The following is a 20,569-nucleotide window of genomic DNA, read 5'->3' on the forward strand; positions in this document are numbered from 1 at the left end:
AGGATTGTCATGAAACGCATTCATCTCCCCCTCCTGCGCGCGTCGGTGATGGCCGCGTGCGCGCTCGCCGCGACGGCGTCGTTCCCGAAGGTCACGCCGGACGACCTCAAGGCGCTCGACGGCCCGCTGACGCCGATGGGCGCCGTGCGCGCCGCGAGCAAGGACAGCGGCGTGCCCGAGTGGTCGGGCAAGTGGCTCGGCACGCCGCCGGACGTGCAGTACAAGCGCGGCAGCCGCTACCCCGATCCGTTCGCGAACGAGAAGCCGGTCGCGACGATCACCGCGGAGAACATGGCGCAGTACGCCGAGCACCTGACCGACGGCCAGAAGGCGATGTTCAAGCGCTACCCGGCCACGTTCAAGATCAACGTCTACCCGAGCCATCGCGACTTCCGCTACGCGGATTCCGTCTACAAGGACATCCGCACGTACGCGCCGGATTCGACGATGACGTCCGACGCGAACGGCATCACGAACGCGCCGCCGACGGTGCCCTACCCGATCCCGAAGACGGCCGCCGAGCTGCTGTGGAACCAGCGCTTCTCGTCGGCGATCGGCGCCGAGCAGGCGACCTACGACCAGGCCGTCGTGTACTCGGACGGCAACATCGCGTGGGGCAAGGTGCGCTACGACATCTACTCGCCGCGCAACGCCGGCAAGTTCGACGTGAAGAGTGACCTGAACAACCGCACGTACTACCGCAACGCGACGGAGCTGCCGCTGTCCGACCGCGGCTCGCTGATCGTCGGCTTCACGAACTGGGACAAGGCCGGCGCGGACAACTCGTCGCGCACGTGGATGTACAACCCCGGCACGCGGCGCGTGCGCCAGGCGCCCGAGTACGGCTACGACCAGCCGCAGGGCCCGGGCGGCTTCCGAACCGTCGACGACGACCGCCTGTACAACGGCCCCGGCGACCGCTACGACTGGAAGATCGTCGGCAAGCGCGAAGTCTACGTGCCGTACGACAACTACAAGGCGATGGACAGCTCGGTGAAGTACGCGGACCTGCTGACCAAGGGCCACGAGAATCCGGCGTACATCCGCTACGAGCTGCATCGCGTGTGGGTGCTGCAGGCGACGCTGAAGAGCAATTACCGTCACCAGTATGCGAAGCGCGTGCTGTACATCGACGAGGATTCGTGGATGACGCTGCTGGCCGACAACTACGATGCGCGCGGCCAGCTGTGGCGCACCAACGTCGCGACGACGCTGTATGCGTACGACGCGAAGGTGTTCTACCCGGGCGTGGTGTTCTATCACGACCTGATCTCCGGTGCGTACATGGCCGACCGCCTGACGAACGAAGGCCCGATGCCGAAGCTCGACAACAGCCCGCAGTTCAACGAGGCGTACTTCTCGCCGGACGCGATCCGCAGTTCGGGTAACTAAGCAACCGGTGGGCGCGACCTGATCGCGCGTCATGCGCGTCATGCGCCGCACGCGCCGGAGCCCCGCTCCGGCGCACGACTCCGCCGCGACGGCGGCTTTTCCATTCGAGATTCGAGGGCCCTTTCATGTCTTCCCGCCTGCATACGACGCTCGGCGACGAGCTGTACGACGCGTGGCACGCGCGCGCGCCGGTCGCGCCGCTGTCGAGCCGCCCGCGCCGCCTGTCGCTCGACGATGCGTACCGCATCCAGCAGCGCTTCATCGAACGCCGCGTCGAACACGGCGAAGCGGTGGTCGGCAAGAAGATCGGCGTGACGAGCCAGGCCGTGCAGGACATGCTGAACGTGCGCCAGCCCGATTTCGGCATCCTGCTGTCCGGCATGCACTACGCGGCCGGCGAAGCGATTGCCGCCGATTCGCTGATCGCGCCGCGCGCCGAGGGCGAGATCGCGTTCATCCTCGCGCGCGACCTGCGCGGCCCCGGCATCGACCGCACCGACGTGATCGCCGCGACGGCCGCCGTCGCCCCCTGCTTCGAAATCGTCGACTCGCGCATCCGCGACTGGGCGATCCGCATCGAGGACACCGTCGCCGACAACGCGTCGTGCGGCGTGTACGTGCTCGGCGACGCGCGCGTCGATCCGCGCTCGCTCGATCTCGCCGCGTGCGAGATGACGATCGAGAAGAACGGCGAGCAGGTCGCGCACGGGCGCGGCGACGCGGCGCTCGGCCATCCCGCCGACGCGGTCGCGTGGCTCGCGAACACGCTCGCCGCGTACGACGTCCCGCTGCTTGCCGGCGAAATCGTGCTGTCCGGCTCGCTCGCGAAACTGATTCCGGTCACGGCCGGCGACGCACTGTCGATGCACATCTCCGGCATCGGCGGTTGTGACGTCCGCTTTATCTAAAGGAAGACTCCTGATGAAGAAAATCCAATGCGCACTGATCGGGCCCGGCAACATCGGCACCGACCTGCTGTACAAGCTGCGCCGCTCGCCGGTGCTCGAACCCGTGTGGATGGTCGGCGTCGATCCGGCGTCCGACGGCCTCGCACGCGCGCGCGAGTTCGGCCTGAAGACCACCGCCGACGGGGTCGACGGGCTGCTGCCGCACGTGGCCGCGGACGACATCCGCATCGCGTTCGACGCGACGTCGGCGTACGTGCACCGCGACAACTCCGACAAGCTCACCGCGCTCGGCGTGAAAATGATCGACCTGACGCCCGCCGCGATCGGGCCGTACTGCGTGCCGCCGGTGAACCTCGACGCGCATCTCGACAGCGCGCAGGCGAACGTGAACATGGTCACGTGCGGCGGCCAGGCGACGATCCCGATGGTGTACGCGGTCTCGCGCGTGCAGCCGGTCGCGTACGGCGAGATCGTCGCGACGGTCTCGTCGCGCTCGGTCGGCCCCGGCACGCGCAAGAACATCGACGAATTCACGCGCACGACGTCCGGCGCGATCGAACAGGTCGGCGGCGCGCGCAAGGGCAAGGCGATCATCGTGATCAACCCGGCCGAGCCGCCGCTGATCATGCGCGACACGATCCACTGCCTGACCGACGGGCCGCCCGACGTCGACGCGATCACGGCCTCCGTGCATGCGATGGTGAAAGAGGTGCAGCGCTACGTGCCCGGCTACACGCTGAAGAACGGGCCGGTGTTCGACGGCAATCGCGTGTCGGTCTTCATGGAAGTCGAGGGGCTCGGCGACTACCTGCCGAAGTACGCGGGCAACCTCGACATCATGACCGCCGCCGCGGCCGCCACGGCCGAGCGTTTCGCCGAACAGATGCTGGCCGCGACGGCCGCCACCGCTTGAGTCGAGGAGTCACACGATGTCACTTGCAGGCAAGAAGATCACCGTCCACGACATGTCGCTGCGCGACGGCATGCACCCGAAACGCCACCAGATCACGCTCGACCAGATGCGCGACATCGCGCGCGGGCTCGACTCGGCCGGCGTGCCGCTGATCGAGGTCACGCACGGCGACGGGCTCGGCGGCGCATCGGTCAACTACGGGTTTCCCGCGCATACCGACGAGGCGTACCTGAGCGCCGTGATTCCGGAGCTGAAGCAGGCGAAGGTGTCGGCGCTGCTGCTGCCGGGCATCGGCACCGTCGAGCACCTGCGCATGGCGCACGAACTCGGCGTCGGCACGATCCGCGTCGCGACGCACTGCACCGAGGCCGACGTGTCGGAGCAGCACATCGGCCTTGCGCGCACGCTCGGGCTCGATACGGTCGGCTTCCTGATGATGGCGCACATGTCGTCGCCCGAGCAGCTCGTCGTGCAGGCGAAGCTGATGGAATCGTACGGCGCGAACTGCATCTACATCACCGATTCGGCCGGCCACATGCTGCCCGACGACGTGACCGCGCGGATCGCCCGGGTACGCGACGCGCTGAAGCCGGAGACGGAACTCGGCTTCCACGGCCACCACAACCTCGCGATGGGCGTCGCGAACTCGGTCGCGGCGGTCGCCGCCGGCGCGAACCGGATCGACGCGGCCGCGGCCGGCCTAGGCGCCGGCGCGGGCAACACGCCGATGGAAGTGTTCGTCGCGGTATGCGACCGGATGGGAATCGAGACGGGCGTCGACGTGTTCGCGATCTCGGACGTCGCCGAGGATCTCGTCGTGCCGATCATGGATGCACCGATCCGCCTCGACCGCGATGCGCTGACGCTCGGCTATGCGGGCGTCTACTCGTCGTTCCTGCTGTTCGCGAAACGCGCGGAAGCGAAGTACGGGATTCCCGCACGCGACATCCTCGTCGAACTGGGGCGGCAGCGGCTCGTCGGCGGGCAGGAGGACATGATCGAGGATGCGGCGTTGACGATGGTGCGGGCGCGGGAGGTGGCGGCGTAATCGCATACGGCCGTCCTCCATCCGGAAGCGGTGTGAACGGGGCGCAAGCCCCGTTTTCTTTTGACGGGGGTCGGCGCGCTGCGCGCACGGCAGGCCGCGTGACGCGTCGCGGCCTCTCTCACCAAGACACCGCGTTCAAAACGCCCCAACCTCGCGCCGCCACGTCGATCAACGATGCTTCCCGCCATGCCGGCGTCGCCGATGTTCCGCACGCGCCTGCAGCAGCGACGGCATCAGCTCCTCGATGTATTGCCGCGCCTGACCGCGCGTGACGATCTCCGTGAAGCGCTGGTGAGCCTTGTCATGGCCGACCAGCGCCGCATGCGCTTTCTTCAGGATGTGCAGAAACGCGACCAGGCTCGTGCCATCGCGCACGGGCAGCGCATCGCGCGGGTCGGGGGCCGGTGTCGTGCTCATGATCCGATCCTTTGCGGGCAGTCGGTGCGGCACGTCGTCGTGACGAGCGCCAGCAGGTCGTTTGCGAGACGATCTCGGTCGGTCAGCGGCGCGAGGCCGAACAGCCGCTCGAGCGTCGCGGCGACCGACGCATGGTCGTACGGCGTATGGTCGACCTGCCCGGCCGCGACCCACGGCGAAATCACGATCGCCGGCACCCGCACGCCGTACACGTCGAACCCGAAGCCGCTCGCGTTCAACGTCGCCGCCGCGCCGTCGTTCGGCGGCGGCGCGGCGCCCGGCCTGACCGAATCGTAGAAGCCGCCATGCTCGTCGTAGCAGATCACGAGCAGGCTGCTGTTCCACACCGGCGAATTGCGGATCGCGTCGTACACGCGCGCGGCGAGCTGGTCGCCACCGGTGAGGCCATCCATCGGGTGCTGCGAACTGCCGTTCCGGTAGGTGCCGTGCACGATGTCGCCGTAGCCGGGTTCGATGAACGTATAGCGCGCGGTATAGCCGGCCGCGAGATCGGCCTCGAAATGCGCGAGGTCGTCGATGTCGAAGAAGCTGATGCCCTTCAGCGACGCGACCTGCGGCACGTGCCCGAGCGGGTCGCCCGTCTGGTCCTGGTAGATGCGCCAGTTGTCGTCGCCGAGCGCGGCGAAGATCGAACCCTTCGGATAGGGAAAGCCGCCGAACACGTCCCACCCGGCCATTTCTTCCCGGGTCGGCGAATGGTCGAGCCCGGCCGACGACGCACCATGCAGAAAGAAGCGGTTCGGCCAGGTCGGCCCCGGCACCGACGCATGCCATGCGTCGCACAACACGAATGCGTTCGCCAGCGCGTGCAGCGCAGGCGCCTGCGTCGCGATGTCGACGCCCTGCATGATCTTGCCCGCATCGGCCGGCTGCGGCGGCGCACCTTCGGAATGCGACGTCGCATAGTTCGACACGAACCCGGTATTGCGGACCGGCGGATACGGCTGCCCTTTCACGAACGGCACGCCCGCGCCGCAAAGCTGCTCGAGCACGTCGGTGAATTCGTGACACGGGTCGGTCGGCATCCGGTCGGGCGCGCCGCCGCCGAACGGGTAGACCGCACCGCCGTACGCATTGCTGTTGCCCGGCGATGCGGCAACGATGTCGGGATAGCCCGACAGCGCGAACAGGTGATCGAACGAGCGGTTCTCGAGCATCAGCACGAACACGTGCCGGATGCGGTCCTGAACCGACGGGGATGCGGGGGCTGCGTCTGCACTCATGGCGCCTCCTGGCGTCGCGCGACGAAAGTCCTGCTGGCACGGTCGTTGGCCCGCTGAAAGCCACTGAAGGAATCGAAAGCCGCGGCGCGGGCCGCGAATTGCCGACGAGTGTACGACCGCGCCGACCCGCACGCAAACCGTGTTGCGGCGCGCGCGTTCGGCTGTCTGCCGATGCGGTTTCAAGTTCGTCGGTGCCGAAGATGCGGGGCTCGACGAAGCGCCGATGCAGGCGACGTTCGTCGCGCGGCATCCGAACGCGCGGCGCGTGACGATGCCGAATTACGGGCATGGCCCGATACAGGCAATGTCCGCCCTACTTCGCGATGATCTTCGAGGATTTGCTGCGGGACGCGGCCGCTCGAGCGTGGAACACGCAAGACGACCGGAGAAGAAGATGTTGGCCGCCGCGGCATGACGACGCCGCCGGCGACCGACGAACGGCACGACGTGTGCCGTCCATCCGGTGCGTCCGGCCGCGTGGCCGGACGGGAGTCGATCGGTGCGGTGAACGCGTCCGATCGATGCCGCTTAACGGCGCGGCTGGCCGCTGCGCGGCGGACGCGTCGAATTCGCGTCCTTGTGCCGGAAGTTGATGCGGCCCTTGGTCAGGTCGTACATCGACAGTTCCAGCGTCACGCGGTCGCCCGCGAGAATGCGGATGTGGTTCTTGCGCATGCGGCCCGACGCGTACGCGCCGACCACGACGCCGTTTTCCAGCGTCACACGGTATTTGCTGTCCGGCAGCACTTCGTCGACGATTCCGTCCAGTTCCAGCAGTTCTTCTTTTGCCAAACCAATTCCTCCAGACAAGGTAATTGACCGCAGCCGCGGCGTTCTGCCCGGCGCCGTACCCGCAACGGGACGACGGCCGGCAGGCTGCCGGGGATCGGTTCGTTCAGACGGGCCCAGGGCCTGTCTTGCGATCGGAACCCGGCGCGTTGCGGCGTTCGGGCGGTCAGTGGCGGCGGCGCGATGAGCGCCGCGCAAGTCGGGACCGCGCCGGCTGCTACGGCATGGCGACGGTCTGCTCGGGTTGATGCTTGAAGCGGTGATGCGCTCGCGAAACGGCAGGCGCTTCGCGAAGGCGTTGCGTCGCACGCGGATCACGCATGCGATGAGGGAGGCGTCACGACCGATGCATCGTGGATGTCGCGATGCATCGGTCGTGCGCATCGGAAACGCGCCGGCTGCCGCCGAAGCGGCGCCCTGCGCGCCAATCCGTCCGGCAACAGCCACCGCGTGGCGGCCGCTGCCGATGCGGCTTACTGCGGCGTGATGTTCGACGCTTGCAGACCCTTCGGGCCGCGCTTCACTTCGAAGCTGACCTTCTGGCCTTCGGCCAGGGTCTTGAAGCCCGTGCCGCGAATTTCAGAGAAATGGGCGAACAGATCGTCGCCGCCGTTGTCCGGGGAAATGAAACCAAAGCCCTTGGTTTCGTTGAACCACTTGACGGTACCGGTATCCACAAATACTTCCTTAATACAAATGACGAATAATTGAACATGCGCCCGCAACGGGCACAGAAAGAATCTAAAGAGGGAGAGACCAACGACCGCCGCACGGAGTGCGGCCAATGATGAGCAATCGAACTTCTTGGACACTTCGGTCATGGACACTACGCGGTAGTGGCCGTTTCGTCAAGTCATTTTGATGCGACGCACAAGCGCGCCCGCCCCGTGCGCCTTGCGCGGCGTGGGTTGCCGGCCGACGGCACGCATTTCGATGCGCCCCCTTTTTCGGCCGGCCCGTCGGTTGTTACTGCGGTTCGAACACGTGGTGCAGCGGCGGCGGCGCATCGCCTTCGCGGATCCGCATCTCGAACGCCTTGCGCGCGACGCTCGTCGGCCGCACGTCCGCCACGTCCAGATAGAACTGCGAATACCAGTCGCGCATCTGGTACAGCGGCCCGTCGCCTTCGCAGAGCAGCGGGTTGTCGATCCGCGTCTTGCTGTGCCAGATGTCGACGTCCTCGTAGAACGCGCGCTGCGCTTCCTTCACGTATGCGTTCGCGATCTCCATGTTCTGCGCGTCGGTCAGCCCGGCCACCTTCTTCACGATTACGCCGTAGCGCAGCTCGAAGCTGTTCATGTCGATCGGCACTTGGCAGTTCAGCAGCACCGAATGGATCGGCTGGCCGCCGCTCTGCCCCGTCATCTGCGTGATGTGCACGGCCGGCCCGAAGTACGTGGACAGCGCGGTCAGCGCGTCGCCGCCGAGCTTCTCGCTGCGGCCGACCATCAGCTGCGTCGCCTTGTGATCTTCGAACAGGTTCGCGAAATAGTCGATCGGCGCGCGGTGCACGGTCGCGAAGTGCGCGACGTCCGAGATGTTGTCGACCAGTTCGCGGCAATTGGCCTGGATCACCATCGTGTCGACGACCCAGTCCGACCATTCGTCGGAGAAGCACACGTCGAGGCGCGGAATCGCGACCTCGGGCGGCGGCGCATTGCCTTCCGGGTCGTTCCACACGAACAGCAGGTTGTTTTCCTCGCAGGTCGGCCACGTGCCGATGCGCGCTTTCGGCGGAATCCGCTTGCAGTACGGGATCGATGCGCACTGCCCGTCGCCGTTCCATTCCCAGCCGTGGAACGGGCATACGAGGTGGTCGCCCTGCACCGTGCCGAGGCTCAGGTCGGCGCCCATGTGCGGACAGTACGCGTCGACGACGTTGACCTTGCCGGTCGAATCGGCGAACGCGGCGAGCTTGCGGCCGAACGCATTCAGCGTGTGCGGCTTGCCGTCCTTGAAATCGCGGGCGAGCCCGAGGCAGTGCCAGCCGCGCGCATAGCGCTGCGTGAGCGGCTGGGCTTCGATCTTGTAGGGGCGTGCGGACATGTGGATTGACTCCTCTTGTGGAGAGCGCGCGGCGGCCGGCCGCGCGTGGGGGAAATGGGGATGCCGTTCAGCGCACCGGATCGCCGGGTTCGAGCGCGGGCGACGGCTTCAGCGGCGCCTGGGCCGGCGCGGCCGGCACCGACTGCTGCCGGTGCGCCACGCGGCGCTCGGCACGCTCGACGCCGAGCCATGCGGCGAGCGCGGGCAGCAGGAACACCGCGCCGAACAGGTTCACGAGGAACATGAACGCGAGCAGCACACCCATGTCGACCTGGAACTTCAGCGCGGAGAACGCCCACGTGCCGACGCCGATGAACATCGTGACCGCCGTGAACAGCGCCGCCGTGCCGCGCTGGCGCATCGCGTCCGCAAAAGCGTCGGGCAGCGTCGCGCCGTGGCGCAGGTCGTGCTGCAGGCGCTCGTACAGGTAGATCCCGTAATCGACGCCCACGCCCACGCCGAGCGTGATCACCGGCAGCGTCGCGACCTTCAGCCCGATGCCGAGCCGCGCCATCACCGCGTTGCACAGGATCGACACGAGCGTGAGCGGCACGACGATGCACAGCACCGCGCGCCACGAGCGGAACGTCACCGCGCAGAGCAGCGCGATCGCGCCGAAGATCGACAGCAGCATCGCGATCTCCGCGTCGCCGACGGCCTCGTTGGTCGCGGCCATCACGCCGACGTTGCCGCCCGCGAGCCGGAACGCGACGTTCGGCGTCGGGTTCTCGGCCGCGAAGCGCTTGATCTCGTCGACGATGTGCGCGATGGTCGTGCCTTCGTGGTTCTGCGTGTAGATCAGCACCTGGATCGCCTTGCAGTTCGCGGTGTTCATCCCGTTGTCGGGGTCGAACGCGTTGGAGCCCTGCGTGAGCCCGTCGCTGGAGCGCGGCAGCGCGGCCCAGCGCGGATTGCCCTCGTTGAACGCGGCGATGAACACCTTGCCCTGCGACGCGACGCTCGTGACCGACTGCACGCCGGCCACGCCGCGCATGTTCATCTCGAACTTCTCGATGGCGCTCATGACCGGGTAATGCAGGCAGGCGTCGTCGAAGCCGGTCGTCTCGACGATCACCGACAGCACGTCCACGCCGATGTTGTACTGATGCGTGATCGCCGCGTTGTCGATGTTGTAGCGCGAATTCGCGCGCAGCTCCGGCGCGCCGGTGCCGATGTCGCCGATCTCCAGCTTGCGCGATTCGAGCGTGCCGTACGCGAGCAGCGCCAGCGCCACCGCGAACACGCCGAGTGCCGGCGCCGGCCGCGCGAAGACCGCGAAGCGCGACCACTTGCCGCTGCCGCCGGCCGCCGCCGCGCGCTGCGCGCGCGCGAGCGTGCCGCGCTCGAGCCGCGTGTACGACAGCAGGATCGGCAGGAACACCTTGTTCGTCACGATCATCAGCAGCACGCCGAGGCACGCGGTGATGCCGAGCTCGCGCACGATGTCGATCCTGATGCGCATGATCACCATGAACCCGAGCGCGTTGGTGAGCAGCGCGACGGTGCCCGGCACGAACAGCTTGCGGAACGCGTCGCGCGCGGCGTCGACCGACGACGCGCCGCGCACGAGCGCCTGCTTCCATGCATTGGTCATCTGCACCGCGTGCGACACGCCGATCGAGAAGATCAGGAACGGCACGAGGATCGACATCGGGTCGATGCCGAGCCCGAGCAGCGGCAGCGCGCCGAGCAGCCACACCACCGGCAGCAGCGCGACGACGAGCGCGAGCACGGTGGTCTTCAACGAACGCGTGTACGCGAACAGCAACGCGGCCGTCACGAGGAACGCAAGCGCGAAAAACGCGATCACGCCGGCGATGCCGCTCTCGACGTCGCCGACCAGCTTCGCGAAGCCGATGATGTTCACGTCGATGCCCTGCTTCGCGTACTTCGCGCGGATCTGCTCCAGCTGGCGCGCGACCGCGCTGTAGTCGAGCCGCTTGCCGGTGGTCGGGTCGGTCTCGCGCAGCTCCGCGCGGATCAGCGCCGATTTCAGGTCGTTGCCGACGAGGCGGCCGATCTGCCCGGAACGCGCGACGTTGCGGCGCACCTTCCCGAGATCGTCCGGGTTCGCGCTCGAGAACTGGCCCGGCACGACCACGTCGCCGCGAAAGCCGGCCTCGGTCACCTCGGTGTAGTGGACGTTCGGCGTGAACAGCGAGAACACGCGCGAGCGGTTCACGCCGGGGATGAAGAACACGTCGTCGGTCGCATGGCGCAGCGCGTCCATGAACGTCTGGTTGTAGATGTCGCCGTCGCCCTTCCAGCGCAGGCTCACGAGGATCGTGTTCGCGCCGGGGAACGCGCCCGCGTAGCGCTCGAACACCTGCATGTACGGGTGCTGCATCGGGATCATCTTGTTGAAGCCCGGATCGAGCTTCAGGCGCGTCGCGGACAGCCCGAGCGCGAGCGTGAGCGCGACGCACAGCAGCATCAGCAGCCGGCGCCGGCGGATGATCGTGCCGGCACAGCGCTCGACGAACGCGGCGAGGCGCGACGCGGAAACGGCTTCAGGGGGGCGTGACAGGTCGTTCATGGAATTCTCTTGTCGATGCGAAACGAACGGGAACGGGCAGCGGAAGCGCCGCGCGTCAGGACGGCGTCGATGCGCGCGCGCCGGCGAGCGGTGCGACGCCGGCCTCGCCGCCGAGCAGCAGCGCGCCGTGGCCCATGTCGAGCACGGCCGCGAGGCTCTGCACGCCGCCGAGCCTGCGCACGTCGAAGGTCAGCCCGCCGTCGCGCGACGCGACGATCGCGCCGCCCTGACCCACCAGCACGAGCTCGCCGTCGGCGAGCTGGGTCGCGCCGAAGTACGACACCGGCACGCGGCTGTCGACGTGCGTCCAGGTCGCGCCGCGATCGGTGCTGCGCACCACGTTGCCGCGCATCCCGTAGGCCACCCAGTCGCCGTTCGCGAGCATCAGCGCGCCGAACAGCGAACCGGCGTACGGCGACGGCAGCTTGTCCCACGTCGCGCCGTCGTCGGTCGAGCGCAGCAGCGTGCCGCTCTCGCCCGCGACCAGCAGGTTGCCGTGGCCGTCGCCGACGATCGCGTTCAGGTGACGGTCGCCGGCCGGCGTCTTCACGGTCTGCCAGTTCAGGCCCGCGTCGTCCGAGCGCAGCAGCTGGCCGAAGCTGCCGGCCGCGAACAGCGGACCGCTCGCCGTGCCCCACACCGATAGCAGCGGATCGGAATGCGCGCGGTCGATGTGGACTTCGCGCCAGTGCATGCCGGCATCGTCGCTGCGCAGGATCCGGCCGTCGTGGCCGACCGCGATGCCGAGCGTCGGCGTGAGGAAGCGCACCTGGGTAAGCGTCGAGCCCTGGTCCGGCGTGACCGATGCCGGCCGCCAGTGGTCGCCCGCATCGTCGCTGAGCAGGATCACGCCGCGTTCGCCGACCGCGACGATGCGCGCGCCGGCCCGCGCGAGCCCGTTGATCTGCAGCCGGTCCGCATGGATCGCGGTGACGGGAAACGCCGGCAGCGGGCGCGGCGAAAACGCAAACAGCGCGGCGCCGAGCACGAGCGCCGACATCGCGAGTCCGGGCAAAGAACGTTTCATCGCTTGTCTCCTGTGTCTGCATGCAACGACGGTGCGCGCCGTGGCGCCCACCGCCGTCGCCGGCAAGTCTGCGGGCCGTCGGTCGTTGCCGCGGCCTCGAATGGTCCTGAATGGCGCGTCGCTACGCGCCGACTTCGAACAGCGCGGCGGCACCCATCCCGCCGCCGATGCACATCGTCACCACCGCATGCCGCACGCCGCGCCGCGCGCCTTCGAGCAGCGCGTGCATCGTCATCCGCGTGCCCGACATCCCGAACGGATGGCCGAGCGCGATCGCGCCGCCGTCGACGTTCAGCCGGTCGTCGGGGATGCCGAGCGTGTCGCGGCAGTACAGCGCCTGGCACGCGAACGCCTCGTTCAGCTCCCACAGCCCGACGTCGGCCACCGTCATCCCGAAGCGCGCGAGCAGCTTCGGAATCGCGAACACCGGACCGATGCCCATCTCGTCCGGCTCGCAGCCGGCCACCGCGAGGCCGCGGAACGCGCCGAGCGGCGTCAGCCCGCGGCGTACCGCCTCGCTGCGCGACATCACGACCACCGCCGCCGCGCCGTCCGACAGTTGCGACGCATTGCCGGCCGTCACGAACGCGCCCTGCTCGACGACCGTGCCGCCGCTCCACGACGGCTTCAGCCCGGCGAGCCGCTCGGCCGTCGTATCGGCGCGCACGCCTTCGTCGCGCGCGGCGTTCACGTCCTCGTAACCGGCCGGGTTGCCTTCCTTGTCGAACAGCGCCCGCCGCACGTCGAGCGGCGCGATTTCCGCGTCGAAGCGGCCGGCCGCCTGCGCTTCGGCCGTGCGCTGGTGGCTCTGCAACGCAAATTCGTCCTGCGCGGCGCGCGAGATCCCGTAGCGGCGCGACACGATCTCGGCCGTTTCCATCATCGCCATGTAGGCCGCCGGCTGGTGGTCGAGCACGGCCTGCGAGCGCGCGCGATACGCGTTCTTGTGCTTGTTCTGCGTGAGCGAAATCGACTCGACGCCGCCCGCGACGACGATTCGCGCGTCGCCCGCGCCAATGCTGCGCGCGGCGCTCGCGATCGACATCAGGCCCGACGAGCACATGCGGTCGATCGCCATGCCGGGCACCGATGCCGGCAGGCCGGCCGCCGCGGCCGACAGCCGGCCGATGTTGTAGCCCTGCGTGCCCTGCTGCGCCGCGCAGCCGATCAATACGTCGTCGACGTCGGCCGGCGCGACGCCCGCCCGTTCGAGCGCCGTGCGCACCACGTGGCCGCCCAGCGCGGGCGCCTCGGTGTCGTTGAGCATGCCGCGAAACGCCTTGCCGATCGGCGTGCGTGCGACGGAAACGATGACTGCGTCTTCCATGAGCTGGCTCTCTGAATCCGGATTAGAAGTAGTAACGGCTGATCGTGTCGGCCACGCAGCCGGGCTTCGCTTCGCCTTCGATCTCGACGGTCACGCGAATCCACGCCTGCACGCCGCCGTCGAGCGGCTCGACGCGCAGCAGCTCGCCGACGCCGCGTATGCGCGCGCCGACCTTCACCGGCGCCGGGAAGCGGACCTTGTCGCAGCCGTAGTTGACGCCGAGCCGCGCACCGTCGATCCGCACGATCTGCGGCAGGAAGTAGTTGACGAGCGACAGCGTCAGATAGCCGTGCGCGATGCACGCGCCGAACGGGCCGTCCTGCGCGCGCACCGGGTCGACGTGCACCCACTGGTGATCGCCCGTCGCATCGGCGAAGCCGTCGATGCGGAGCTGGTCGATCGCGAGCCACGCGCTCGCGCCGAGCGGGTCGCCCGCGGCCGCCGCCAGTTCGCCGGGATGCGCGAACACGCGGGGCGTCGCACGCACGGGGGCGAGCGTCGTGCTCATCATGCGTGCTGGCTGCTGACCGACAGCACTTCGCCCGTCATGTACGACGCGTAATCGCTTGCAAGGAACACCATCACGTTCGCAACCTCCCAGACTTCGGCGGCGCGCCCGAAGGCTTCGCGCGACGCCAGTTGATTCAGCAGATCGGCCGGAGCCGACTTCTTCAGAAAATCGTGCATCGCGATGCTCGGCGCGACCGCGTTGATGCGCACGCCATACGGCGACGCCTCGAGCGCCGCGCAGCGCGTGAGCGCCATCACGCCCGCTTTCGCCGCCGCGTAGTGCGCCTGTTCCGCCTGCGCGCGCCAGCCGAGCACCGATGCGTTGTTGACGATCGCGCCGCGGCCGCGGGCCTGCATGTGCGGCAGCATCGCGCGCGTCATCCGGAACGTCCCGGTCAGGCTAATGTCGATCACGCGCGACCATTCGGCATCGTCCATATCGACGATGCGGGTCGATCCGCCGAGCCCGGCGTTGTTGATCAGCACGTCGACGCCGTCGAGCGCGTCCTCGGCGCCGGCGACGAGCGCGCGCACGTCGTCCTCGACCGCGACGTTGCACAGGCGGCCGTGGATCTGCTGCAGCCCCGTTTCGGCGCGCAGCGTCGCCACCGCCTGTTCGAGACGCTTTTCGTGGATGTCGGAGATGAACAGCGCGCGGCAGCCCTCCTCCGCGCAGCGGCGCGCGGCCGCGAAGCCGATGCCGGCGCCGGCGGCGGCCGTGATCAGCACGGATTTGCCGGCGAGCAGCCGGTGACCCGGTACGTATGCCGGGGCTTTCTGGATCTGGGGTTCGGTCATGCTGTGCCTCGTGGTTCCCTGGGCATGCCGAGCCCGCGCTCGGCCATGATGTTGAGCTGGATTTCGTTGGTGCCCGCGTAGATCGTGTCCGCACGGGAGAACAGGAAGACGCGCTGCAGATGCGTGAGCTTTTCGTCGGCCGGATCGATCACGTTCGCACGCGGCCCGAGTGCGTCCATCGCGAGCTGGCCGAGATCGCGGTGCCAGTTCGACCAGAAGAACTTGTAGATCAGCGCCTCGCGGCGCAGCGGCGCGGTGCCGCCGTCGGCATCGTCCGCGCCGGCCAGCATCCGCAGCGCGTTGTAGCGCATCACGCGCAGCCCGGCCCACGCGCGCCCGATCCGCTGGCGCAGCACCGGGTCGCGGTCCGCGCCCGATTCGCGCGCGGCGTCGACCACCCATTCGAGTTCGCGGACGAACTGCATCTGCTGGCCGAGCGTCGACATCCCGCGCTCGAAGCCGAGCAGCGTCATCGCGATCCGCCAGCCGTCGCCGGGCGCGCCGACGAGGTCGCGCGCGTCCGCCCGCGCGCCGTCGAAGAACACTTCGTTGAATTCCGCGCCGCCGTTGAGCTGCTTGATCGGGCGGATCTCGATGCCCGGCTGGTCGAGCGGCATCAGCAGGAACGACAGCCCCTTGTTGCCGCGCGACGCCGGATCGGTGCGCGCGAGTACGAAAATCCAGTCGGAATCGTGCGCGAGCGACGTCCACACCTTCTGGCCGTACACACGCCACGCGCCGTCCGCATCCTGTTCGGCGCGCGTGCGTACGTTGGCCAGATCCGAACCCGCGCCCGGCTCCGAATAGCCCTGGCACCAGAACTGCGTGCCGTCGAGAATGCCGGGCAGGAAGCGGGCGCGCTGGTCGTCGGTGCCGCACGCGACGAGCGTCGGTCCGAGCAGCCCTTCGCCGATGTGGCCCATTCGCCCCGGGCCGCCGGCGCGCGCGTATTCCTCGTGGAAGATCACCTGCTCGGCCACCGAGAAGCCGCGCCCGCCGGCGTCGGTCGGCCAGCCGAGGCCGGTCCAGCCACCCTGGGCGAGTTCCCGTTCCCACGCCTTGCGCAATTCGGGCCACGCTTCCTCGTCGCCGGGGCCGCCGCGGTATTTCAGGCATGCGAATTCGCCGGTGAGGTGCGATTGCACCCAGTCGGCGACTTCGTGCCGCAATTGCTGTTCGCGCGTTTCGCTGTTCATTGAAGGGCTCCCGTACGCGCGGCGGACCCACGCGCGCCGACCGCAACCGGCGGCGCGGCGAACGCTTCGCCGCGCTGCGGCGTGCCGCCGTCGATCGCGTGGCATGCGATCCATTCGAGCAGTTGCGGCGTCGTGCCGAACTGCGCGAGCGATGCCTGTGCACGCTTGAAATAGAGATGCGGGTCGTATTCCCATGTGAAGCCGACGCCGCCGTGCAACTGGATCGCTTCCTGCGCGCAGAACGCATACGCATCGTTCGCTGCCGATTTCGCCGCGGCGATGTCGGCGCGCAGTTCCGCGCCCGGTGTCGCGTCGCCGGCCTCCGCGTCCCATGCATGGGCGGCGCCGAGCACGGCCGACCGCGCCGATTCGATCAGCACCATCATCTGTGCGCAGCGGTGTTTGACCGCCTGAAACGATGCGATCGCGCGGCCGAACTGCACGCGCTGGCTCGTGTAGTCGAGCGTCAGATCGAGGCATTGCTGCGCGCCGCCGAGCTGTTCGGCGGCCAGCGCGAGTGCCGCGAACCAGGCGGTGCGATCGAGCAGCCGTGCGGCATGCGCGCCGCCGGCGTACAACGCGTCGCGACTCACACGCGCTTCGTCGAGCACGATCCGCGCGATCGGCCGCGTCGCGTCGAGCGTGTCGAGCGGCGTGACGCAAAGCCCCGACGCCGTTGCGACGTCGATCGCGAACAGCCCGATCGCCTGCCCTTCGTTCGCGATCCGGGCCGGCACCAGCAGCAGGTCGACGCGCGCGCCGTCGATCACCTGGTCGATCGCGCCCGACAACGCATAGCCGCCCGCGGCTTCTTCCGCGACGACCGGCAGCGGCCGCGACACGGCCGGCCAGTCGAACGGCAGCGCGAGCGTCGCGCTGCACGCGCCTTCGGCGATCCTCGCGAGCCAGCCGGTTGCCGCCGGCGTGTCGACGCAGCCCGCGAGCGCCGTCGCCGCGAGGCATGCGGTCGAAAAATACGGCACGCATGCGATACGCCGGCCGAGCTGCTCCATCAGCAGCATCTGTTCGACCGCGCCGAGCCCCAGCCCGCCGGCCGCCTCGGGCAGCGCGAGCGCCGTCCAGCCAAGTTCGCGCGAGAGCGCCGCCCACAGCGTGTCGTCGCGGCCGGCCGACTGCGCGAGTGCACGACGCACGTCGGCGGACGCGCTGCGCTCGGCAAGCACATCGGCCGCCGCGTCGCGGATCATCGCCTGTTCGTCGGTGAGCGCCAGATCCATCGCTCAGCTCCCGTACACGCGCTGCGCCGGCCGCGCATCGGCGAGCAGTTGCGCGACCGCCGGGCCGACCTCGGCCGGCGCCCAGCGCGCGCCGCGATCGACGCGCGGGCCGGTGCGCCAGCCTTCGGCGACCGCGATCATCCCGCCCGCGACCTCGAACACCTGGCCGGTCACGTCGGCCGATGCCGCGCTGCCGAGCCACACGACGAGCGGCGCGACGTTGGCCGGATCGAAATAGTCGAAGCCGCCGTCCTCGGGCTGCTTCATCATGTCGGCAAACACGCCTTCCGTCATCGACGTGCGCGCGGCCGGCGCAAGCGCGTTCACGCGCACGCCGTAGCGCTGCAGCTCGACCGCCTGCATCAGCGTGAGCGCCGCGATGCCCGCCTTCGCCGCGCCGTAGTTCGACTGGCCGATCGAGCCTTGCAGCCCGGCGCCGGAACTCGTGTTGACGATCCGCGCGTCGACCGGATGGCCGGCTTTCGCGGCGTCGCGCCACGCGCGCGCCAGCACGTTCGACAGGCAGAAGTGGCCGCGCAGGTGCACGCGTATCACGTCGTCCCAGTCGGTTTCGGTCATGCTGGTGAACATCTTGTCGCGGCAGATGCCCGCGTTGTTGACGAGCACGTGCACGTCGCCGAATGCTTCGCGCGCCGCGTCGACGATCCGCTGCGCGGTGTCGAGCCGCGTGATGTCGTCCGCATTCGCGAGCGCGCGGCCGCCACGTTGCGCGATCGCGTCGCACACGGCCTGCGCGGCGTCGTACCGGATGTCGTTGACGACGACCGCCGCGCCTTCGGCCGCGAACGCCAGCGCATATTCGCGCCCGAGCCCGCCGCCCGCGCCGGTGATGATGACGGTGCGTCCGTTACAGATTCCCATGCTGATGCCTCTTGGATCCTGGATCGTGAGATCGTGAAAATGACGCGCTCACAGGCGCTCGATGATCGTGACGTTCGCGAGGCCGCCGCCTTCGCACATCGTCTGCAGTCCGTAGCGGCCGCCCGTGCGTTCCAGCTCGTGCAGGAGCGTCGTCATCAGCCGCGCGCCGGTCGCGCCGAGCGGATGGCCGAGCGCGATCGCGCCGCCGTTCGGATTGGTCTTTTCGTGCGGGAAGCGCGTATCGGCAAGCCACGCCTGCGCGACCGACGCGAACGCCTCGTTCAACTCGACGACGTCGATCTGCGACCAGTCGAGCCCGCTCTTCTTCAATGCGGCCTTCGTCGCCGGGATCGGCGCGGTGAGCATCCACAGCGGATCGTCGCCGAGCACGCTCAGGTGATGAATGCGCGCGCGCGGCGTGAGGCCGTAGCGCTTCAGCGCATCCTCCGACACGATCAGCAGCGCGGTCGCCGCGTCGCAGGTCTGGCTCGCGACGGCGGCGGTCAGCGAGCCGCCCGGCGCGAGCGGTTCGAGCGTCGCCATCCTGTCGAGCGACGTGTCCGGGCGCGGCGTCTCGTCGTGCATCACGCCTTCGAGCGGCACGATTTCGCGCCTGAAATGGCCGGCCTCGATCGCCGCGACCGCGCGGCGGTGGCTTTCCAGCGCGTAGCGCTCCATCGCGTCGCGCGACAGGTTCCAGTGATCGGCGATCCGCTGCGCGGCGACGAACTGCGATACCGGCGCGGCGCCGAACCGCGCCCGCCAGCCGGTGCTGCCCGAGAACGGATCGTCGAAGCCGAGCGGCGCCGCGCAGGTCATCGCCGACGAGATCGGGATCTGCGTCATCGTCTGTACGCCGCCGGCCACCACCACGTCCTGCACGCCGCTCATCACGGCCTGCGCGGCGAAATGCACGGCCTGCTGCGACGAGCCGCACTGGCGGTCCACCGTCACGCCCGGCACCTGCAACGGCAGTCCGGCCGCGAGCCAGCAGGTGCGCGCGATGTTGCCCGCGAGCGGGCCGATCGTGTCGACGCAGCCGAACACCACGTCGTCGTAGTCGTCGGCGGGAATCGCGTTGCGCTCGACGAGCGTCTTCAGCACGAAGCCGCCGAGATCCGCCGCGTGCACGTGCGCGAGCCCGCCCTTGCGGCGGCCGGTCGGCGTGCGCAGCGCGTCGACGATATAGGCTTGTTTCATCAGTTCGGTTCCTCGAGGTCGAAGGTTTGCGCGGGGCCGATCGGCAACGCGTCGCCGAGGATCGCGTCGGCCACGCGGGCCTTGTGGAAGGCCGTGTCGCCCCAGCTGCCGGAAAGCGCCCAGATGCGCTTCATGAAGATCTGCAGATCGAGCTCCCACGTGTAGCCGATCGCGCCGTGCACCTGCATCGAGTGGCGCGCGGCAAGCTGCGCGGCCGACGTCGCCGCGAGCTTCGCGTGCGACACGAACACCGCGCGCTGCGGGTGATCGTCGGCGATCGCCTGCGCGGCGCGCGCGACTACCGGCCGCGCGAACTCGTAGCGGATCGCGACGTCGGCGAGCAGGTGCTTGAGCGCCTGGTACGAACCGATCGCCTTGCCGAACTGCTTGCGCTGCGCGCTGTAGTCGATCGCGACGTCGAGCACGCGCTGCGTGAGGCCGAGCAGTTGCGCGGCCACCGCGAACGCGCCGTGGTCGAGCGCGCGATTCAGCAGCGGCGCGGCTTCGTCGGCGAGCGCGATCCGCGTGTCGGCCGACGGCTCCCAGTCGAGCGTGAACAGCCGCCGCGACGGATCGACGCTGTCGACCGCGCGCCACGCGCACTGCGCGGGATCGACGCGGTGCAGCTCGCCGCGGTGTTCGCACAGCAGCGCCTGCGCGACGTGCACGTCGGCCGCATACGGGTTCACCGGATGCACGAGCGCGACGCGCGCACGCCCTTCGGCGATGTCGCGCAGCAACGCGTCGCGCCAGTCGCTCGCGGGCAGCCGCGCGAGCACGCCGGCCGATACGAGCGCCGTGTCGAGCAGCGGCTCGGGGCTGCCGAAATAGCCGTAGGTCTGCGCGAGCAGCGCCCATTCCGCTTCGGTCAGGCCGAGGCCGCCGTGCGTGTCGGGCACCGACACGGCGGTCAGCCCCTGCGACGCGAACAGCGCCCACAGGTCGTCCGAGCGCCCGGTCGGCGTGGCCCACAGCTCGCGGATCAGCTCGGGCGTCATCTCGGTCATCAGCAGGCGCTTCACGCTGTCCGCGAGCGCTTCCTGGTCTTCATCGAATACGAAATCCATACGATGTCCGTTCAGTGAGGGGGGCGCCGGC

The 20,569-nt window shown here is 69.0% G+C and carries 19 protein-coding genes; 4 read left to right on the top strand and 15 right to left on the bottom strand.

The annotated features are described in order from the left end of the window. Positions 1 to 9 precede the first annotated feature (9 nt). The 4 genes from WJ16_RS26810 to dmpG all read left to right on the top strand — a co-directional run bounded on the left by WJ16_RS26810 (position 10) and on the right by dmpG (position 4,261). Positions 10 to 1,392: a DUF1329 domain-containing protein gene (locus tag WJ16_RS26810; protein WP_069260055.1), complete on the top strand. Its 1,383-nt coding sequence runs from the start codon at positions 10 to 12 to the stop codon at positions 1,390 to 1,392. A 125-nt stretch (positions 1,393 to 1,517) separates the two neighbouring features. Then, complete coding sequence (dmpE, locus tag WJ16_RS26815; protein ID WP_069260056.1) at positions 1,518 to 2,300, top strand: 2-oxopent-4-enoate hydratase; 783 nt, start codon at positions 1,518 to 1,520, stop codon at positions 2,298 to 2,300. A gap of 13 nt (positions 2,301 to 2,313) precedes the next feature. Beyond that, on the top strand, positions 2,314 to 3,213 hold the full coding sequence (locus WJ16_RS26820; RefSeq protein WP_069260057.1) for an acetaldehyde dehydrogenase (acetylating): 900 nt from the start codon (positions 2,314 to 2,316) through the stop codon (positions 3,211 to 3,213). A gap of 16 nt (positions 3,214 to 3,229) precedes the next feature. Further along, the gene (gene dmpG / locus WJ16_RS26825; RefSeq protein ID WP_069260058.1) at positions 3,230 to 4,261 is read left to right on the top strand and encodes a 4-hydroxy-2-oxovalerate aldolase; all 1,032 of its coding nucleotides are present in this window, start codon (positions 3,230 to 3,232) and stop codon (positions 4,259 to 4,261) included. 168 nt (positions 4,262 to 4,429) lie between these two features. On the opposite strand, the gene WJ16_RS26830 is transcribed toward dmpG, so the two are convergent. The 15 genes from WJ16_RS26830 to WJ16_RS26900 all read right to left on the bottom strand — a co-directional run bounded on the left by WJ16_RS26830 (position 4,430) and on the right by WJ16_RS26900 (position 20,538). After that, a complete protein-coding gene (locus WJ16_RS26830) occupies positions 4,430 to 4,678 on the bottom strand; it encodes a hypothetical protein (RefSeq protein ID WP_069260059.1) in 249 nt (82 codons plus the stop codon). Beyond that, a complete protein-coding gene (locus WJ16_RS26835; RefSeq protein WP_069260060.1) occupies positions 4,675 to 5,922 on the bottom strand; it encodes an alkaline phosphatase family protein in 1,248 nt (415 codons plus the stop codon). The genes WJ16_RS26830 and WJ16_RS26835 overlap by 4 nt, the downstream gene beginning before the upstream one ends. A 528-nt stretch (positions 5,923 to 6,450) precedes the next feature. After that, a complete protein-coding gene (gene infA, locus WJ16_RS26840; RefSeq protein WP_006751842.1) occupies positions 6,451 to 6,714 on the bottom strand; it encodes a translation initiation factor IF-1 in 264 nt (87 codons plus the stop codon). A 470-nt stretch (positions 6,715 to 7,184) separates the two neighbouring features. Continuing rightward, positions 7,185 to 7,388: a cold-shock protein gene (locus WJ16_RS35875; protein ID WP_006483056.1), complete on the bottom strand. Its 204-nt coding sequence runs from the start codon at positions 7,386 to 7,388 to the stop codon at positions 7,185 to 7,187. Between the two features lie 289 nt (positions 7,389 to 7,677). Continuing rightward, on the bottom strand, positions 7,678 to 8,757 hold the full coding sequence (locus WJ16_RS26850; protein WP_069260061.1) for a Rieske 2Fe-2S domain-containing protein: 1,080 nt from the start codon (positions 8,755 to 8,757) through the stop codon (positions 7,678 to 7,680). A gap of 67 nt (positions 8,758 to 8,824) precedes the next feature. Then, positions 8,825 to 11,293, bottom strand: coding sequence for an efflux RND transporter permease subunit (locus tag WJ16_RS26855; protein ID WP_069260062.1), 2,469 nt, complete (start codon positions 11,291 to 11,293; stop codon positions 8,825 to 8,827). A 55-nt stretch (positions 11,294 to 11,348) separates the two neighbouring features. Then, the gene (locus WJ16_RS26860) at positions 11,349 to 12,320 is read right to left on the bottom strand and encodes a WD40/YVTN/BNR-like repeat-containing protein (RefSeq protein WP_069260063.1); all 972 of its coding nucleotides are present in this window, start codon (positions 12,318 to 12,320) and stop codon (positions 11,349 to 11,351) included. 121 nt (positions 12,321 to 12,441) lie between these two features. After that, positions 12,442 to 13,647 carry an acetyl-CoA C-acyltransferase gene (locus tag WJ16_RS26865; protein ID WP_069260064.1) on the bottom strand — a complete coding sequence of 402 codons (1,206 nt, stop codon included), beginning with the start codon at positions 13,645 to 13,647 and terminating at the stop codon, positions 12,442 to 12,444. A 22-nt stretch (positions 13,648 to 13,669) separates the two neighbouring features. Continuing rightward, positions 13,670 to 14,155, bottom strand: a complete 486-nt coding sequence (locus tag WJ16_RS26870) for a MaoC family dehydratase (protein ID WP_069260065.1) — start codon at positions 14,153 to 14,155, stop codon at positions 13,670 to 13,672. Further along, positions 14,155 to 14,955, bottom strand: a complete 801-nt coding sequence (locus WJ16_RS26875) for an SDR family oxidoreductase (protein WP_069260066.1) — start codon at positions 14,953 to 14,955, stop codon at positions 14,155 to 14,157. Before WJ16_RS26875 ends, WJ16_RS26870 begins: the two co-directional genes overlap by 1 nt. Continuing rightward, positions 14,952 to 16,151 carry an acyl-CoA dehydrogenase family protein gene (locus WJ16_RS26880; RefSeq protein WP_069260067.1) on the bottom strand — a complete coding sequence of 400 codons (1,200 nt, stop codon included), beginning with the start codon at positions 16,149 to 16,151 and terminating at the stop codon, positions 14,952 to 14,954. Before WJ16_RS26880 ends, WJ16_RS26875 begins: the two co-directional genes overlap by 4 nt. Further along, positions 16,148 to 17,389 carry an acyl-CoA dehydrogenase family protein gene (locus WJ16_RS26885; RefSeq protein ID WP_069260068.1) on the bottom strand — a complete coding sequence of 414 codons (1,242 nt, stop codon included), beginning with the start codon at positions 17,387 to 17,389 and terminating at the stop codon, positions 16,148 to 16,150. The genes WJ16_RS26880 and WJ16_RS26885 overlap by 4 nt, the downstream gene beginning before the upstream one ends. 3 nt (positions 17,390 to 17,392) lie before the next feature. Further along, positions 17,393 to 18,271, bottom strand: coding sequence for an SDR family oxidoreductase (locus WJ16_RS26890; RefSeq protein WP_069260069.1), 879 nt, complete (start codon positions 18,269 to 18,271; stop codon positions 17,393 to 17,395). 48 nt (positions 18,272 to 18,319) lie between these two features. Further along, positions 18,320 to 19,471: an acetyl-CoA C-acetyltransferase gene (locus WJ16_RS26895; RefSeq protein WP_069260070.1), complete on the bottom strand. Its 1,152-nt coding sequence runs from the start codon at positions 19,469 to 19,471 to the stop codon at positions 18,320 to 18,322. After that, the gene (locus tag WJ16_RS26900) at positions 19,471 to 20,538 is read right to left on the bottom strand and encodes an acyl-CoA dehydrogenase family protein (protein WP_069260071.1); all 1,068 of its coding nucleotides are present in this window, start codon (positions 20,536 to 20,538) and stop codon (positions 19,471 to 19,473) included. The genes WJ16_RS26895 and WJ16_RS26900 overlap by 1 nt, the downstream gene beginning before the upstream one ends. Between the last annotated feature and the right edge of the window lie 31 nt (positions 20,539 to 20,569).

The organism is Burkholderia metallica (genome assembly GCF_001718555.1).
Taxonomy (GTDB): Bacteria; Pseudomonadota; Gammaproteobacteria; order Burkholderiales; family Burkholderiaceae; genus Burkholderia; species Burkholderia metallica.

Bases quoted from the DNA above. Each gene is read 5' to 3' on its own strand.
- WJ16_RS26810 (WP_069260055.1), top strand. From the start codon at position 10: ATGAAACGCATTCATCTCCCCCTCCTGCGCGCGTCGGTGATGGCCGCG.
- dmpE (WP_069260056.1), top strand. From the start codon at position 1,518: ATGTCTTCCCGCCTGCATACGACGCTCGGCGACGAGCTGTACGACGCG.
- WJ16_RS26820 (WP_069260057.1), top strand. From the start codon at position 2,314: ATGAAGAAAATCCAATGCGCACTGATCGGGCCCGGCAACATCGGCACC.
- dmpG (WP_069260058.1), top strand. From the start codon at position 3,230: ATGTCACTTGCAGGCAAGAAGATCACCGTCCACGACATGTCGCTGCGC.
- WJ16_RS26830 (WP_069260059.1), bottom strand. From the start codon at position 4,678: ATGAGCACGACACCGGCCCCCGACCCGCGCGATGCGCTGCCCGTGCGC.
- WJ16_RS26835 (WP_069260060.1), bottom strand. From the start codon at position 5,922: ATGAGTGCAGACGCAGCCCCCGCATCCCCGTCGGTTCAGGACCGCATC.
- WJ16_RS26850 (WP_069260061.1), bottom strand. From the start codon at position 8,757: ATGTCCGCACGCCCCTACAAGATCGAAGCCCAGCCGCTCACGCAGCGC.
- WJ16_RS26855 (WP_069260062.1), bottom strand. From the start codon at position 11,293: ATGAACGACCTGTCACGCCCCCCTGAAGCCGTTTCCGCGTCGCGCCTC.
- WJ16_RS26860 (WP_069260063.1), bottom strand. From the start codon at position 12,320: ATGAAACGTTCTTTGCCCGGACTCGCGATGTCGGCGCTCGTGCTCGGC.
- WJ16_RS26865 (WP_069260064.1), bottom strand. From the start codon at position 13,647: ATGGAAGACGCAGTCATCGTTTCCGTCGCACGCACGCCGATCGGCAAG.
- WJ16_RS26870 (WP_069260065.1), bottom strand. From the start codon at position 14,155: ATGAGCACGACGCTCGCCCCCGTGCGTGCGACGCCCCGCGTGTTCGCG.
- WJ16_RS26875 (WP_069260066.1), bottom strand. From the start codon at position 14,955: ATGACCGAACCCCAGATCCAGAAAGCCCCGGCATACGTACCGGGTCAC.
- WJ16_RS26880 (WP_069260067.1), bottom strand. From the start codon at position 16,151: ATGAACAGCGAAACGCGCGAACAGCAATTGCGGCACGAAGTCGCCGAC.
- WJ16_RS26885 (WP_069260068.1), bottom strand. From the start codon at position 17,389: ATGGATCTGGCGCTCACCGACGAACAGGCGATGATCCGCGACGCGGCG.
- WJ16_RS26890 (WP_069260069.1), bottom strand. From the start codon at position 18,271: ATGGGAATCTGTAACGGACGCACCGTCATCATCACCGGCGCGGGCGGC.
- WJ16_RS26895 (WP_069260070.1), bottom strand. From the start codon at position 19,471: ATGAAACAAGCCTATATCGTCGACGCGCTGCGCACGCCGACCGGCCGC.
- WJ16_RS26900 (WP_069260071.1), bottom strand. From the start codon at position 20,538: ATGGATTTCGTATTCGATGAAGACCAGGAAGCGCTCGCGGACAGCGTG.